The 13,997-nt window shown below is 70.2% G+C and carries 14 protein-coding genes; 6 read left to right on the forward strand and 8 right to left on the reverse strand.

What is annotated here, in order from left to right; genetic code table 11:
• Positions 1 to 155 precede the first annotated feature (155 nt).
• Positions 156 to 1,157: a YcjF family protein gene (locus DFR41_RS13700; RefSeq protein ID WP_114803078.1), complete on the forward strand. Its 1,002-nt coding sequence runs from the start codon at positions 156 to 158 to the stop codon at positions 1,155 to 1,157.
• A gap of 187 nt (positions 1,158 to 1,344) precedes the next feature.
• A complete protein-coding gene (locus DFR41_RS13705; RefSeq protein ID WP_114803079.1) occupies positions 1,345 to 2,328 on the forward strand; it encodes a sensor domain-containing diguanylate cyclase in 984 nt (327 codons plus the stop codon).
• Between the two features lie 37 nt (positions 2,329 to 2,365).
• On the opposite strand, the gene DFR41_RS13710 is transcribed toward DFR41_RS13705, so the two are convergent.
• The 6 genes from DFR41_RS13710 to DFR41_RS13735 all read right to left on the reverse strand — a co-directional run bounded on the left by DFR41_RS13710 (position 2,366) and on the right by DFR41_RS13735 (position 9,679).
• On the reverse strand, positions 2,366 to 4,081 hold the full coding sequence (locus DFR41_RS13710) for a YadA family autotransporter adhesin (protein WP_114803080.1): 1,716 nt from the start codon (positions 4,079 to 4,081) through the stop codon (positions 2,366 to 2,368).
• Between the two features lie 41 nt (positions 4,082 to 4,122).
• The gene (locus DFR41_RS13715; RefSeq protein WP_114803081.1) at positions 4,123 to 6,375 is read right to left on the reverse strand and encodes a phosphocholine-specific phospholipase C; all 2,253 of its coding nucleotides are present in this window, start codon (positions 6,373 to 6,375) and stop codon (positions 4,123 to 4,125) included.
• Positions 6,376 to 6,436: 61 nt separating this feature from the next.
• The gene (locus tag DFR41_RS13720; protein ID WP_017760803.1) at positions 6,437 to 6,649 is read right to left on the reverse strand and encodes a hypothetical protein; all 213 of its coding nucleotides are present in this window, start codon (positions 6,647 to 6,649) and stop codon (positions 6,437 to 6,439) included.
• Between the two features lie 170 nt (positions 6,650 to 6,819).
• Positions 6,820 to 7,857, reverse strand: coding sequence for a phosphonate ABC transporter, permease protein PhnE (gene phnE / locus DFR41_RS13725; protein ID WP_114803082.1), 1,038 nt, complete (start codon positions 7,855 to 7,857; stop codon positions 6,820 to 6,822).
• Positions 7,854 to 8,699 (reverse strand): phosphonate ABC transporter ATP-binding protein, encoded by an 846-nt coding sequence (locus tag DFR41_RS13730; RefSeq protein WP_114803083.1) that lies wholly within the window; start codon positions 8,697 to 8,699, stop codon positions 7,854 to 7,856. The genes phnE and DFR41_RS13730 overlap by 4 nt, the downstream gene beginning before the upstream one ends.
• Before the next feature lie 44 nt (positions 8,700 to 8,743).
• Complete coding sequence (locus DFR41_RS13735) at positions 8,744 to 9,679, reverse strand: phosphate/phosphite/phosphonate ABC transporter substrate-binding protein (protein ID WP_114803084.1); 936 nt, start codon at positions 9,677 to 9,679, stop codon at positions 8,744 to 8,746.
• Between DFR41_RS13735 and DFR41_RS27875 the strand changes: the two genes are divergently transcribed.
• The gene (locus DFR41_RS27875) at positions 9,678 to 9,815 is read left to right on the forward strand and encodes a hypothetical protein (RefSeq protein ID WP_211322587.1); all 138 of its coding nucleotides are present in this window, start codon (positions 9,678 to 9,680) and stop codon (positions 9,813 to 9,815) included. The two genes, DFR41_RS13735 and DFR41_RS27875, sit on opposite strands and share 2 nt — an antisense overlap.
• 55 nt (positions 9,816 to 9,870) lie before the next feature.
• The gene (locus DFR41_RS13740; RefSeq protein WP_114803085.1) at positions 9,871 to 10,701 is read left to right on the forward strand and encodes an HAD-IIA family hydrolase; all 831 of its coding nucleotides are present in this window, start codon (positions 9,871 to 9,873) and stop codon (positions 10,699 to 10,701) included.
• Here the strand turns inward: DFR41_RS13740 and DFR41_RS13745 are convergent.
• On the reverse strand, positions 10,688 to 11,611 hold the full coding sequence (locus tag DFR41_RS13745) for a MurR/RpiR family transcriptional regulator (protein WP_244917743.1): 924 nt from the start codon (positions 11,609 to 11,611) through the stop codon (positions 10,688 to 10,690). The genes DFR41_RS13740 and DFR41_RS13745 overlap by 14 nt on opposite strands.
• A gap of 97 nt (positions 11,612 to 11,708) precedes the next feature.
• Between DFR41_RS13745 and DFR41_RS13750 the strand changes: the two genes are divergently transcribed.
• A complete protein-coding gene (locus DFR41_RS13750) occupies positions 11,709 to 11,906 on the forward strand; it encodes a hypothetical protein (RefSeq protein WP_017762369.1) in 198 nt (65 codons plus the stop codon).
• A 73-nt stretch (positions 11,907 to 11,979) separates the two neighbouring features.
• Here the strand turns inward: DFR41_RS13750 and DFR41_RS13755 are convergent, their stop codons facing one another.
• Positions 11,980 to 12,993 (reverse strand): TerC family protein, encoded by a 1,014-nt coding sequence (locus tag DFR41_RS13755; RefSeq protein WP_052383661.1) that lies wholly within the window; start codon positions 12,991 to 12,993, stop codon positions 11,980 to 11,982.
• 107 nt (positions 12,994 to 13,100) lie between these two features.
• On the opposite strand from DFR41_RS13755, the gene DFR41_RS13760 reads away from it, so the two are divergent.
• Entirely contained in the window at positions 13,101 to 13,997 is an 897-nt protein-coding gene (locus DFR41_RS13760) for a LysR family transcriptional regulator (RefSeq protein WP_017762371.1), read from the forward strand.

Consider the following 13,997-nt stretch of genomic DNA (forward strand, 5'->3'; position numbering starts at 1 on the left):
ACCCCGGCGCGCGGTTCGGGCGGCCCGGTCGCCTCCGCCGGGGGCCGGGCGCCAGGGCCGGGCCGCGCGCCCGCAAGGCCCGCCCTTGGCCTGGCGGAAACTTTTCTGCCTGACCATGACCTGACTGGCATTCTTCTCCCAGAAAGGATGCCTTCATGGACACCTCCGCCCTGCGCGCCACCCTGTCGCTCAGCCTGATGGCGGCCTTTGCCGATGGCGACAAGCACGAGCGCGAGCGCGAAGAGATCCGACGCATCGCCGAGGGCCTGGGCGCCGATGGTGCGGTGCACCTGCCCACGCTCTACCAGGATGTGCTGCTGCAGCGCGTGACGCTGGCCGACGTGGCGCGGGCTCTGCCAGAGCGCGGTCCCCGCCAACTGGCCTACGAGATGGCCGTGTGCGTGTGCGACGCCGACGGTGCCGTGTCCCCCCGTGAGCAAAGCTTCCTGGCCGAGGCCCGCCGCGCCCTGGCGCTGGACGTCGCCGCCGAGGCCTTCGAGGCCGAGGCCCGCACGCTGGCCGAGGCACCCCTGGCCGGCCCGACCGCGCTGGCGCCGGCCGCTTCGGCAGCAGCGGTGGCTACGGCCGTTGCACCGGAACCGCCCGACGAAGCCCCCACGCGCCCGGCCGCCACGGTGGACAACGCCGAGATGGACGACCGCATCCTCAAGACCGCCATCACCTGCGGCGCCCTGGAACTGCTGCCCGAAACCCTGTCCACGCTGGCCATCATTCCGCTGCAGATGCGGCTGGTCTACACCATCGGGCAGGCCCACGGCTACGAGCTCGACCGCGGCCACATCAAGGACTTCCTGGCCACCACCGGGGTGGGCCTGACCTCGCAATACCTGGAGCAGGCCGGCCGCAAGCTGATCGGCGGCCTGCTGGGCAGGATGGGCGGCGGCTTGCTCGGCGGCGTGGGCCGGCAGGCCGTGAGCTCGGGCATGAGCTTCGCCACCACCTATGCGCTGGGCCACCTTGCCCGGCGCTACTACGCCGGCGGCCGCAGCTTCTCGCCACAGATGATCAAGGACAGCTACGCCAGCATCCTTGAACAGGGCAAGGGCCTGCAGGGCCGCTACCTGCCGCAGATGCAGCAGCAGGCCAGCCAGATGGACCTGGGCAAGGTGATGGCCCTGGCCAAAGGCTGGCGCTGAGGCGCCCACGCGTGCGGCCGTAAGTAGCGCTTTCGGCTGATCTTGCCGCGTGTGGGACACGGCCCGCAGAATTGTTCGCTTCGTGGCCCGTCCCAGGCCGGCCGCTCCCCCCCCGCTCCTTGGAGACATCACACCGCGCAAAGCCGACGGCGCCTGCCTGCCGTGGCCGCCGCGCGAAGCCGCGCCCATGATTGCAGCCCCGATTCCCCCCGATGACGCCGCCCGCGTGCGCGCCCTCCACGCCCTGGGCGTGCTGGACACGCCGCCAGAGGAACGCTTCGACCGCGTCACCCGCCTGGCACGCCGCATGTTCCAGGTGCCCATTGCGCTTGTTTCGCTGGTCGATACCGAACGCCAGTGGTTCAAGTCCTGCCAGGGTCTCGAGACGCCGCAGACGCCGCGCGACATCTCCTTCTGCAGCCATGCCATCCTGCAGGATGAGGTCATGGAGGTCCCCGACGCCACCTGCGACGAGCGATTCCACGACAACCCGCTGGTCATCGAAGCGCCCCATGTGCGCTTCTACGCCGGGGCGCCCCTGGTGGACAGGCAGGGCCAGCGCCTGGGCACCTTGTGCATCCTCGACCACAAGCCGCGTCGCCTCAGCGAGGAAGATCGCGCCCTGCTGCGCGACCTGGCCGACATGGTGCGCGAGGAACTGATCGCCGCCCACGCGGCCACCACCGACCATCTGACCCAGCTCAGCAACCGGCGCGGCCTGGAACTGCTGGGTGGGCATGTGCTGAAAGTGTGCGAACGGCTGGCCATGCCCGCGCGGCTGCTCTTCCTTGACCTGGACGGCTTCAAGCAGATCAACGACCGCTTCGGCCATGCAGAGGGCGATGCAGCGCTGCAGCGTTTTGCCGAGGCGCTGCGGCGGGTCTTCCGCGCGGCCGACGTGGGGGCTCGCCTGGGAGGCGACGAATTCGTCGTGCTCATGAGCAATGCCGACGACGACGCCGCCGAGGCCGCGCTCGGCCGGCTGCGCGCCGTCATCGACGACTGCAACGCGGGTCGGCCGCCGGCCATGGCCCTGCGCTACAGCGCGGGCCTGGCCCGCTGGTCGCCGCGCGACGGTACCGACATCAACGACCTGCTCCAGGATGCGGACCGGGCCATGTACCGGCACAAGCGGCAGCGCCCGGCATCGGGCAGCGAGCGCACGCACTGAATGCGCGCGCCCCGGGTTGGCGCTCCGCTCGATCCGATCAGTCGAACAGGCCCGTCAGCGCCACCCGGGTCACCACGCCCGAGCTGGTTGCCCCCACGCCCACGGTGACGCTGTAGCGGCCGTCCCGCGTGGTGTGCCGCAGCGAGCCGCCGATGGCGCTCTCGCTGCGGTAGTTGCCCAGACCCACGGCGTAGCTGGTCTTGCCCGGCACGGCGGGCGCGGCCTCCATCGCCGCGACACCGGCGATGCCCGCGTAGGCACGGCGCGCGTTGTCGTCGATCTGGCTCTGCAGGCGGCTGGCGGCCAGATCGGTGTAGGCCCGCGCGGCCCCCAGGCTCTGCGCCGCAGCGTTGTCGGCATGCGCGTTGGCCGCGGCCATACCATCGCCAACCATGCCCTGCACCTGGCCGACGTTGGCCGCGTCGCTGGGCGCGCTGCCCGCAGCCACGCCGGTGACCTGCCGATTGCCCACGGCCACTTCGCCGCTCGACGACTGCGCGTCGGCCAGGCCGGCCGCGGCGTAGCCGGACTGCGCGCCCCGCGTGGTCGCGCTGCCCGCACCCAGCGCCACGCTGCCGGCATGGGCCGCCGTGGCATTGGCGCCCAGCGCCAGGGCGTCGTCGGCACTGGCCCGTGCCGCGGTGCCGATGGAGACCGCCTGGTTGGCGCGCACATAGGCGCCCGCCTCGGCGCCGATGGCGATGTTGTTGGCGCCGCTCACATTGCGGCCGGCACCACTGCCCTGCGCCAGGTTGCCGTCGCCCACGACACCCTGACCCGCGCCGGTGCCCAAAGCCTGGTTGCGGTTGCCCTGCACACCGCCACCGGCCCCCGTCCCCATGGCCAGGTTGTTGCTGCCCGAGACCTGCGCACCGGCCATGGTGCCCGCGGCCTGGTTGCCCGAGCCGCGCACCCCCACGCCCGCGTCCTGCCCCGTCGCCAGGTTGTTGCTGCCATTCACGCCCACGCCGGCACCACCGCCGTAGGCCTGGTTTCCGCTGCCCACCACGTCGCGGCCGGCGTTGCTGCCGTAGGCCTCGTTGTTGCTGCCGGTCACGTTGGTGCCCGCCCAGAAGCCAAGGGCGTTGTTGTAGTCGCCCGTCACGTTCTGGCCGGCGCTGCGGCCCAGCGACTGGTTCCAGCCCCCGTTGACGTTGGTGCCCGCGTAGTAGCCGATGGCCTGGTTGGCGTTCTTGCCCGACACATTGGAGCCCGCGCCCTCGCCGACGGCCAGGTTCCAGTTGGTGCCCACGTTGTTGCCGGCGCCATTGCCCAGGGCCTGGTTGTTGCTGCCGGTGACGGTGCGGCCTGCATTGGTGCCGTAGGCGTTGTTGTACGAGCCGGTCACGCCGGTGCCGGCCCAGAAGCCGGTGGCGTTGTTGTAGTTGCCCGTCACGTTCTGGCCGGCGCTGCGTCCGATGGCCTGATTCCAGCCGCCCAGCACGCCCTGCCCCGCATTGAAGCCGATGGCCACGTTGGCATTGCCGCCGCTCACGTTGGTGCCCGCGGCCTCGCCGATGGCTAGGTTCCAGTTGGTGCCGACGCCGTTGCCGGCGCCCTTGCCGATCGCCTGGTTGTTGCTGCCGGTGACGCCGCTGGTGCCGGCGCCATCGCCAATGCCCAGGTTGCCCTTGGCCGGGTCCCAGGCCACTGGCTGCGCGGCGGCGAGGCCGGTGCCGGCCGCCAGCACCCAGGCCAGGCCCAGCGGTGCTGCGCGGCGCGCCGTGCGCCGTGGGTTGTGTCGCATGTTCATACGCTGCTTCCCCTCTTGTTGTTCCGACGCGATGGCCCGCTTCAGAGCTTGGCCAGGTGCAGCGCCATGGCCGGGTCGCTCACGCTGGGCTTGCCGGTCTCCACGCGGCCGGCGAAGCGCCGCTCCATGCCGGCGGCGGCGACCGTGAAGTCGTACCAGCGGCCGCTGCCGTCCAGGTTCCAGTGCAGCATGCCGGTGGCGCCGGCGTCCACGGCCAGCGTCCACGGCCCGTCGTTGCGGTAGGCGTTGGACGTCACGGTGACGCTGCCGGCCGCCTTGCCGCCGTTGCGCACCTTGACGTAGACCTGCCCGCCTGCGGGCTCGTAGCAGACCTGGACCTCCGGCTTGAAGTCGGCCGCGGCCTGCGCCAGTGCATCGCCCTTGAAGGTGCGCACGAAGCCGTTGCTGCTGTAGACCCACAGCTCGTACTTGCCGCCATCGGTCGCCCCGGCATCCCAGTAGTCCGACAGCTGCTTGCCGGCCTCCACCGTATAGCGGCGCGGAATGCGGTCGAGGTGCAGCTTGTCGTAGACATGGAACACGGCGCCCTGGTTGCCCGTGTTGCTGAAGATCAGCTGCACCATGCCGCGCGACTCCACGCGCGCGCTGGTGTGCAGCTCGTACGGCAACGCGCGCGAGGGACGCGTGCCGGTCTCCTGGTAGAGCGGCTGCGGCGTGGCCGGCGCCGTGGTCACGGGCGAGGTGGGCAGCAGACGCTGCGCGGCATTGATGGCCGCGTAGTTGCTGGTGTCGGGCAGCCTGGGCACCACCGGGTCGTTGGGCGTGGCGAAATCGAAACACGAGGTCAGGTCGCCGCACACCGCACGGTGCCAGGGGCTGATGGCGTCCACGCTGATGCGGAAGCGCTGCTCCAGGAAGCGGGCCACCGAGGTGTGGTCGAACACCTGCGAGTTGACCCAACCGCCCTTGCTCCAGGGCGAGACCACGTACATCGGCACGCGCGAACTCAGGCCCCAGGGGCGGATCTTGCCGCTGGTGGTGTCCTCGGCCTTGAGGTAGCTGCCGACCGAGGCGTCGAAATACTCGCCCTCCAGCGACACGGTGGACTTGCCCATCAGGTTGCCATTGGCGTCGTACGACGGCACTGCCGGCATGGCCGCATGGTCGAAGAAGCCGTCGTTCTCGTCGAAGGTGACGAACAGCACCGTCTTGCTCCACACGGCCGGGTTGGCGGTGAGCGCGTCCAGCACGTCGGCGATGAAGTCGGCGGCACCGGCCACGCCTTCGCTGCTGCCCGGGTGCTCGGCCAGGGCCTGCGTGGGCAGCACCCACGAGACCTGCGGCAGCGTGTTGTTGATCACATCCTGCTTGAGCTGGGCCAGGAAGTTGGTGGCGCCGTCGGCGGTGGCCGGGCCACCCGTGAGGCCGTGCTCGTAGATCGGCGAGCCCGGCTGCGCGGTGCGGAAGCTCTGGAAGGCCAGGCAGCCGTGCATGGCCCCGGTCCAGTTGTTGTTCATGTTCTGGTAGATGTGCCAGCTGATGCCGGCCCTCTGCAGCACGTCGGGCAGCGTGTCCCACTTGAAGGCGGTGTTGACGTACTTGTAGTTGTAGGCGCCAGTGCCCGGATCGACCTGGCCGGAGCCGTCCGCCTGCTGCGCGCGGCCGGCGACCCAGTTCGAGGGGCTGGGCCAGCAGCGCGAGTTGACGGGCTCCGAATCGGCATCGGTGCTGTTGATGCCCTTCTTGCGCAGCTCAGGATTGAAGTTGGAGCCCGACCAGAAGATGATCCGGTTGGGATCGGTGCCGGTGAGGATGGAGCAGTGATAACCATCGCACAGCGTGAAGGCATCGGCCAGTGCGAACTGGAAGGGGATGTCGTCGCGCAGGTAGTAGCCCATCGTGGCCTGGTTCTTGAACTGGATCCAGCGGTCCATCTTTCCCTGGTTCCAGGCCGCCTGCTGGTCGGGAAAGTTGTGCGGCGTGCCCGAGCCGATCAGCGCGTTGGCGATGCGCGAGTCGCGACGGAAGGGCGGGATGTCCGCGCCGCCGCTCGGATTGGGTTGGTAGAACACCGGCTTGCCGGTGGACAGCGGCAGCGGGAAGCGATCGCCGAAGCCGCGCACCCCGCGCAGGGTGCCGAAGTAGTGGTCGAAGCTGCGGTTCTCCTGCATCAGGATGACGATGTGCTTGACGTCATCGATGGTGCCTTTGTCGACCGCGGCCTCGACGGCCAGGGCCTTGCGGATGGCGGGCGGTAGCACGCTCAGGGCCGAGGCTGCGCCGAGCGCGCCGGCCGACTTGCGGAAGAAATCGCGACGGGAAGAGGGGTTCATGGGGTTCTTTCAACGCCAGGGACGACAGGGGGTTCGGTGAAGAAGGCGGTGCGCCAGGGGCTCAGGGCGCGCACTTGAGTGCAGGCTCGGCGGCCGTGCCGCCGCCCGCGGCGGGCGGCGTGCCACTGCCGTTGCCATTGCCGGCAGGCGCGCCCTGCCCGGGCAGGAAGGCCAGGCCGCCACCACCGCCGCTGCCACCGCCGCAGGCGCCGAGGGCCAGGCACAGGAGAAGGCCCGCCGCAGCGAGGCCGTATCGGGAAGATGCTGTCTTCATGGGGTTTCCTTTGGGATCGAAGGACACGAGGGGGAGGAAGGGGCACGCGCAGGGCGCGGCCAGGGCCGATCCGCAGTGCCGGGGTGGCCATGCGCAATCGGGCAGACGCAGAAGAGAAGGCGTGGAGCGGTGTGGCGCGCAAAGGCACCGCACGCAGGCGGCGTCAGGGCTCAGCCATAGCGGCTGCGCAGCCGGGCGGCGACGCGGTCGAGCACGAGCACGGTCAGGAAGATCGCGATCAGGATCGTCCCGACGTGCGCGTAGTTGTACATGTCGTAGCGGCCCTTGAGCTCTTGCCCGATGCCGCCCGCGCCCACCAGGCCCACCACGGTGGCCATGCGCACATTGCGGTCCAGTACGTAGAGCGTGTAGGCGATGAAGCCCGGCATCACCTGCGGCAGCACGGCAAAGCGCATCACGGCCAGCGGGCCAGCGCCGATGGCACGCAGCGCCTCCTGCGGGCGGTCGTCGGCGGTCTCGATGTCCTCGGCGTAGAACTTGCCGAGGAAGCCGGCCGCGTGCAGGGCCAGCGCCAGCACACCGGCGATGGGACCGAAGCCGTAGGCCAGCACCAGGAAGAGCGCACTCACCAGCTCGGGGACTGCGCGCAGCAGGCCGACCACGGCCCGCGCGGCGCCGTAGACAAGCCGGTTAGGCGCGTAGTTGCGGGCGCTGCACCAGGCCAGCGGCGCGCTCAGCACGATGGCGATCAACGTGGCCCAGACGGCGATCTCGAAGGTCTCCAGCATCTTGGCCGCCACATGCCACAGGTAGCCCAGCGGCTCGACCAGCACCTCCTGGCGCACCACGCGGTCCTCCATGGCGAGAGTCTGCGGGTTGAGCCGCGGCTCGTGCATCTCCACCGTCTCGATGTGCGAGAACCAGGGCAGCCGCTGGCGGTCGAAGCCCTCGATGCGGGCGACTTCGGTGCGCTCGGAAATCTGCGGCGGAAAGAGCGAGCGGGCGATGGTGCCCAGCCCATTCAGCACCTGCGACTGCTCGCGCAGGCCGACGGCGGCGAGCACGCCTTCTCCCGTGAGCGAGAGCATCCGGCCCAGTTCCACACGCTGCCCGGCCCAGAGCCCGCCGGCGAGCACCAGCGCCAGGACCAGCAGCGTGCGCAGGCCGAAGGGCCGCGGCAGGGCCCACTGCGCCGCGGGGCGCACGGGCGCCGGCGCGCCAGTCGCGAGGGAGGCGGGGACGGTCATGGCGCAAGCTCCAGAAGACCGGCGGGCAGCGGAGGCTGCGGCTGCGGCGATAGGGCCGGTGCAGGGGACGAGCGGCTGCCCACCGGTGACGCAGCGGTCGCCGAAGCCTCGGCCATGCGCCCGTACACCGCCTCGAAGGCGGCCGGCCCGAAGGCCTGTGGCGCGCCGTCGAACACCACGCGTCCTTTGCGCAGCGCCACGATGCGGTCGGCAAACTCCCGCGCCAGATCGAGCTGGTGCAGGCTGCACAGCACCGTGGCGCCGCGCTCGCGCGCCTGGCGGCGCAGCAGGTCGAGCACGTCGTGGCTGGTCTGCGGGTCCAGGCTGGCGACGGGCTCGTCGGCCAGCACCAGCGGCGGATCGAGCATGAAGGCGCGCGCGATGCCCACGCGCTGCTGCTGCCCGCCGGAGAGCTCGCTCACCCGGCGCAGCAGATGCTCCTCGCCCAGGCCGACGGCCTCGATCAGGGCACAGGCCTTGCGCCGGGCTGTGTCGGTGAACAGGCCCGGCAGCATGCGCCAGAGCGGCATGGCCGGCAGCGCGCCGCACAGCACGTTCTGCGCCACCGTGGCCCGCGCCACCAGGTTGAACTGCTGGTGGATCATGCCGATGCGCGGTCGCAGGCGGGCCAGGTTGCGCGGCGCCACCGGTGTGCCCTGCACGCGCACCGCGCCCGTGGTGGGCCGGGCCAGGCCGTTGACCGTGCGCAGCAGCGTGGACTTGCCCGCTCCCGAAGCCCCCAGCACCACGCAGAACTGGCCCGCGGGCACGTCGAGCGAGACACCGTCCAACGCCCGGGTGCCATCGGCATGGCGCAGGGCGACCGAGTCGAAGCAGAGCATGGGTGGGCCTTCGGCAGCGTGGATCGTGGTGCGGGCGCCAACGCTCAACGCTCGGCGGCCTTGGCGAGGATGCGGCCCTTGAGGTCGTCGGTCAGCAGGCCCAGCTTCTCGGCCGCCACGTTGAACTCGTCTTCCGAGAAGCGGGTGTCGTAGCCGTCGATGCGCGCGCCGCCGTAGCCGCGGATCATTTCCGGCGTCACGCCCGGCGCCTTGTTGACGGTCTGGAAGGCCTCCTTGAGCCGGGTCTTCATCGCCTCGGGCAGGCGGGCGTTGAGGGCCAGCGGCGGATAGGGAATGGCCATGCTGCGGGCGACGACCTTGATGGTCTTCGGGTCGACGGCGCCTTGCTTGACCGCCTTCTCATAGGAATCGAAGGAGAGCGAGGCCACGTCCACCTGGCCCTGGACCAGCGCCGCCAGGCTGCTGGCATGGCTGCCGGTCATGCGGATGGCCGCCAAGTCGCGCGCCGGATCGATGCCCGCATCGAGCAGCATCGCAACCTGGAAGGTGAAGCTGGAGGCCGAGTTGACATCGCCGAAGGCCACCCGCCGGCCCTTGACGTCCGCGATGGTGGCGATGGGCGCATCGGCCTTCGCGAACATGCCGGCGTAGTAGACCGAGGCGCCCTTCTCCACGCCCACGGCCAGCAGTTGCGCGCAGCCGCGCTTGTGGGCCTGCACGTACGACACCGGGCCGAAGAAGGCGATGTCGGCCAGCTGGTTGCACATGCCTTCGACCACGGCGCCGTAGGACTGGCCCACCTTGAGGTCGAAGTTCAGGCCGGTGGCACGGCTCACCGCATTGAAGACCGGCGCGTAGTCGGCCTTGGTGCCCGATTCGGTACCGCCGTCGGCGGGGATCAGCAGCACGCGCAGCGGATGCTCGCGCGAGCCGTCGGCGACGGTCTGCGCTGCTGCGGGCAAGGCCAGCACGGCGGCGAGCGAGACGGCGGCAGCCGCAAGGGCCAGGAGCTTCTTCATGGTGGATTCCTTCGTTGCTGAGACGGGGACGAGGGCCAACGCCGCTCGGATGCCGGTGAGCTTAGAAATCCAAGATGACAGAGAAATGAAATTAGCTCACTTCAAAAAATCAAAATCACTGAGCTTTGCTCAATAGAATCGCGCCCCACGCCGACGCCCTCTCCGCTCGCCGCCTGCCCTCACGACGATTCATGAACATCTTGGCCTCCCTCGCCCACCCGCCGCAGCGCAAACAGAAAGAGAACATCGCATCCGCCTGGGACACCCTGGCGCAGGCCAGCCACCTGCTGCTGGACCTCGACGGCACGCTGGTGCGGCAGAACGAGGCCGTCGATGGCGCGGCCGAGCTGCTCGCACGCTTCGAGGGCCGCTTCGCGATCGTCTCCAACAACTCCACGCACACGGCCCAGGGCCTGTCGCTTCGCCTGCGGCGGCTGGGCCTGCGCGTGCCGCCCGGGCGCATCGTGCTGGCCGGCGAATGCGCCGTGGAGCTGCTGGCGCGTCAGCAGCCCGGCGCGCGCGTGATGGTGGTCGGCAGCGCGGCCCTGCAGCGGCTCGCGACGGGCCGCGGATTGCGGCCGGTGACCGCCGAAGCCGAGGTGGTGCTGCTGGCGCTGGACCTGCGCTTCAGCCATGCCCGGCTGTCGGCCGTGGTGCACGAGCTGCGCAGCGGCGCTCGCCTGCTGGTGGCCAATGCCGACACCAGCCATCCGGGCCCGCAGGGGCGGCTGGTGCCGGAGACAGGCGCCCTGCTGGCCGCCGTGGAGGCCGCCAGCGGCGTGCGGCCCTGGTACGTCGTGGGCAAGCCCGAGCCGCTTCTCTTCGAAAAGGGGCTGCGTTGCCTCGGCGCCGATCCGGCCCGCACGCTGGTGGTGGGCGACAACCCCGCCACCGACGCCGCCGGCGCGGCCCGGCTCGGCCTGGCCTGCGTGCTGGTGGGCGATGCCGCCGGCGCCCAGGCCGCCTCCGTGGCGGAGCTGGCGGCCCTTCCGGTGCCGACTGTGCGGCTCAGTAGCGCTTGAGCGACAGCACGTCGAAGGTCTGGCGCAGGGTACGCACGGCGGTGTCGTAGTCCGACAGCGCCAGGCACGCGATCAGCACGTCGATGATCGCCAGCTGCGCGAGCCGGCTGGTCATGGCCTCGGTGCGGAAATGGGTCTCGCGCGCCATGGTGAACAGCACCACGTCGGCAAAGGCCTGCAACGGCGACTTGCCGAAGTTGGTGATGCACACGGTGGAGGCGCCGGCCTCCTTCGCCAGCCGCGTGGCCGTCACCGTCTCGTGCGTGCTGCCGGAATGCGAGATGGTCAGCACCGCCACCTTCGCATCGGTGAGCGAGGCGCAGATCGCCTGCACATGCGAATCGACCACCACCTTGGCATTCAGGCCGATTCGCAGCATGCGGTAGTGCGCATCCTCGGCAATGGTGGCCGAGCTGCCGATGCCGTAGATCTCGATGCGCTCGGCCCGGCGCAATAGCCTGACCGCACGCTCCAGCGCCGCCGCGTCGAGCGAGGCCTGCGTGTCGTGCAGCGTCTGGATGTTGCTCTGGAAGATCTTGCGGATCACGGCCGCGGCCGTGTCCTGCGGGTCGAGGTCCTCATGGATGAACTGCACCGGCCGCACGATCTCCTGCGCCAGCGCGATCTTGACCTGCTGGAAGCCGGTCGCGCCCAGGTTCTTGCACAGGCCCACCACGCTGCCTTCGCTGGAGCCGGTGCGCTCGGCCACCTCGCTCACCGACATGTGCACCACCTCGCGCGGATGGCTGGCGATGAAGCTGGCGATGCGCTGGCCCACCGGCCCGAGCGAGGACCACAGCGTCTCGATGCGCGCGAGCACCGCCAGGGCCTGCCCGCCCGCTGCGGCCGGCTGGGGCACAGGCGCAGGCGTCTTGGCGTTGGACGGTCGGGCGGGGCTGCTGCGCTTCATGGGGCGCGAGCTTACCCGGCGGACATGGCGCTCCCGGCTACAGGGCCCCACCCGCGCCTTCATGAGGCCGACTTGAAAGCCCGCCAAGCTGCCGGCCATGTCGCCTTCCCAGCCGTTCGCCGTCCTCGCCACGCAGACGCCCCCGCCCTACCGCCGCTATGCCTGGCTGATCGTCGAACGCCTGGACGAGGAGGACGTGCCACTGTGCGAATCGCTGGGCACCTTCCCGACCCTGATGTCGGCGCTCCATGCGGGCCAGCAGGCGCTCCATCAGATGCAGTCCGAGACCCGTTGAGCCCTACGCCGCGCACAGGAAAAAAAGCGGCCGGGGCGCCAACCCCGGCCGCTTGTCGCGGGCCTGCCGACGGTCAGCGCGCGGCCGACTGGTCGGGCAACGACGGCGTCTCGGCCTGCTGACCGCGGGTGCGGTAGAGCGAGTACAGCACGCCACCCGCGATCAGCCCGAAGGTCACGGCCAGCGAGATCACCGGCGGGAACTTGCCGATGAAGTTCACCAGGAAGATCTTGGTGCCGATGAACACCAGCACCAGGGCCAGCGCGTACTTGAGGTAGTGGAAGCGGTGGATCATCGCGGCCAGCGCGAAGTACAGCGCACGCAGTCCCAGGATGGCGAAGATGTTGCTGGTGTAGACGATGAACGGATCGGTGGTGATGGCGAAGATGGCCGGCACCGAGTCGACGGCGAACACCAGATCCACGATCTCGATCAGCACCAGGGCCAGCAGCAGCGGCGTCGCGAAGCGGGCCACGCGGCCGGTCTTGGGGTCCACCTCCTTCACCGTGAAGGCATTGCCGCGCAGGCCCTCGGTCACCCGCATGCGGCCGCGAAGGAAGCGCAGCACCGGGTTGCTGGCGATGTCGGGCTCGGCGTCGGCCATGCGCCACATCTTGATGCCGGTGAACACCAGGAAGGCGCCGAAGAAGTACAGCACCCAGCTGAAGTTCGTCACCAGGGCCGCGCCTGCGCCGATGAGCAGCGCCCGCAGCACGATCACGCCCAGGATGCCCCAGAACAACACCCGGTGCTGGTACTGCCGCGGAATGGCGAAGAAGCTGAAGATCAGCGCGATGACGAAGACGTTGTCCATCGACAGCGACTTCTCGATCATGAAGCCGGTGAGGTATTCCATGCCGCTCTGCGCACCCAGGCTCCACCAGACCCAGCCGCCGAAGAGCAGCGCCACGCTGATGTAGCCGCCCGAGAGCAGCAGGCTTTCGCGCACGCCGATCTCGCGGTCGCCCTTGTGCAGCACGCCCAGATCGAGCGCCAGCAGGGTGACCACGATGGCCATGAAGGCCAGCCAGAGGCCGGCGGGCCGGCCGAGGAAGTCGGCCGCCAGGAAGGAGAGCAATGTTTCCATGTTGTCGGTGGGTGGAGTGGAACTGGCGGCGATGATGCCCAGCCTTTCACCTAAGAAAAACCAGCCGGAAGTGGACGAACCCTTCGGTTTTTTCGAAACTTGAAGGCATGGCCTCCTACGACTTCAACTACCGTCACCTGCACTACTTCTGGACCGTGGCGCGCGAGGGCGGCTTTTCCAAGGCGGCCGCGCGGCTGGGCGTCGCGGTGCAGACAGTGAGCGCCCAGGTGCGCGAGCTGGAGAAGTCGCTGGGTCACCAGCTGCTCAAGCCCGAAGGCCGCAGCGTCGCGCTGACCGAGGCGGGCATGGCCGCGCTGCAGCGGGCCGAGGAGATCTTCCAGCTCGGCCAGGAGCTGCCCGAGCTGGTCCGCCAGGCCGCCACCGAGCCGGCGGTGCGCCTGGCCGTCGGGCTGTCGGACGGCATCTCCAAGCTCGCCGCGCATGCGATGGTGGAGCCGGTGTTGCACACCCCGGCCCTGCGCCTGGTCTGCCATGAGGGGGAACTGGAGCAACTGCTGGGCGAGCTGGCCATGCACCACCTCGACATGGTTCTGGCCGGCCAGCCGGCGCCCTCCAGGCCGGCCCTGCGGCTGAGCAGCCATCGCATTGCCGAGGCACCCGTCGACTGGTGGGGGCCGGCGGCGCTGGTGCGTGCGGCCGCCATGCGCCAGTTTCCCCAGAGCCTGGCCGACCTGCCCGTGCTGCTGCCGACCGCGCATTCGGCCCTGCGACCACAACTGGAGCGCTGGTTCGACCGGCATGGCCTGCGCCCGCGCGTGGCGGGCGAGTTCGAGGATTCCGCGCTGCTGGCGGTGTTCGCGGCCCGTGGGCTGGGAGTGTTTCCGGTCAGCCGGCTCGGGGCCGGCGACCTGGGGCTGATGCGCGGGCTGCGGCTGCTGGGCCGCAGCGACGACCTGCAGGAGGAGATCCACCTGATCCGGTCACGGCGGGGCCAGCATCATCCGCTGGTGCAGCAGATCGAAGCCCACGCCCGCGCACGCTGA

The sequence above is a fragment of the Pseudacidovorax intermedius genome, assembly GCF_003350475.1.
Classification (GTDB): domain Bacteria; phylum Pseudomonadota; class Gammaproteobacteria; order Burkholderiales; family Burkholderiaceae_C; genus Xenophilus; species Xenophilus intermedius.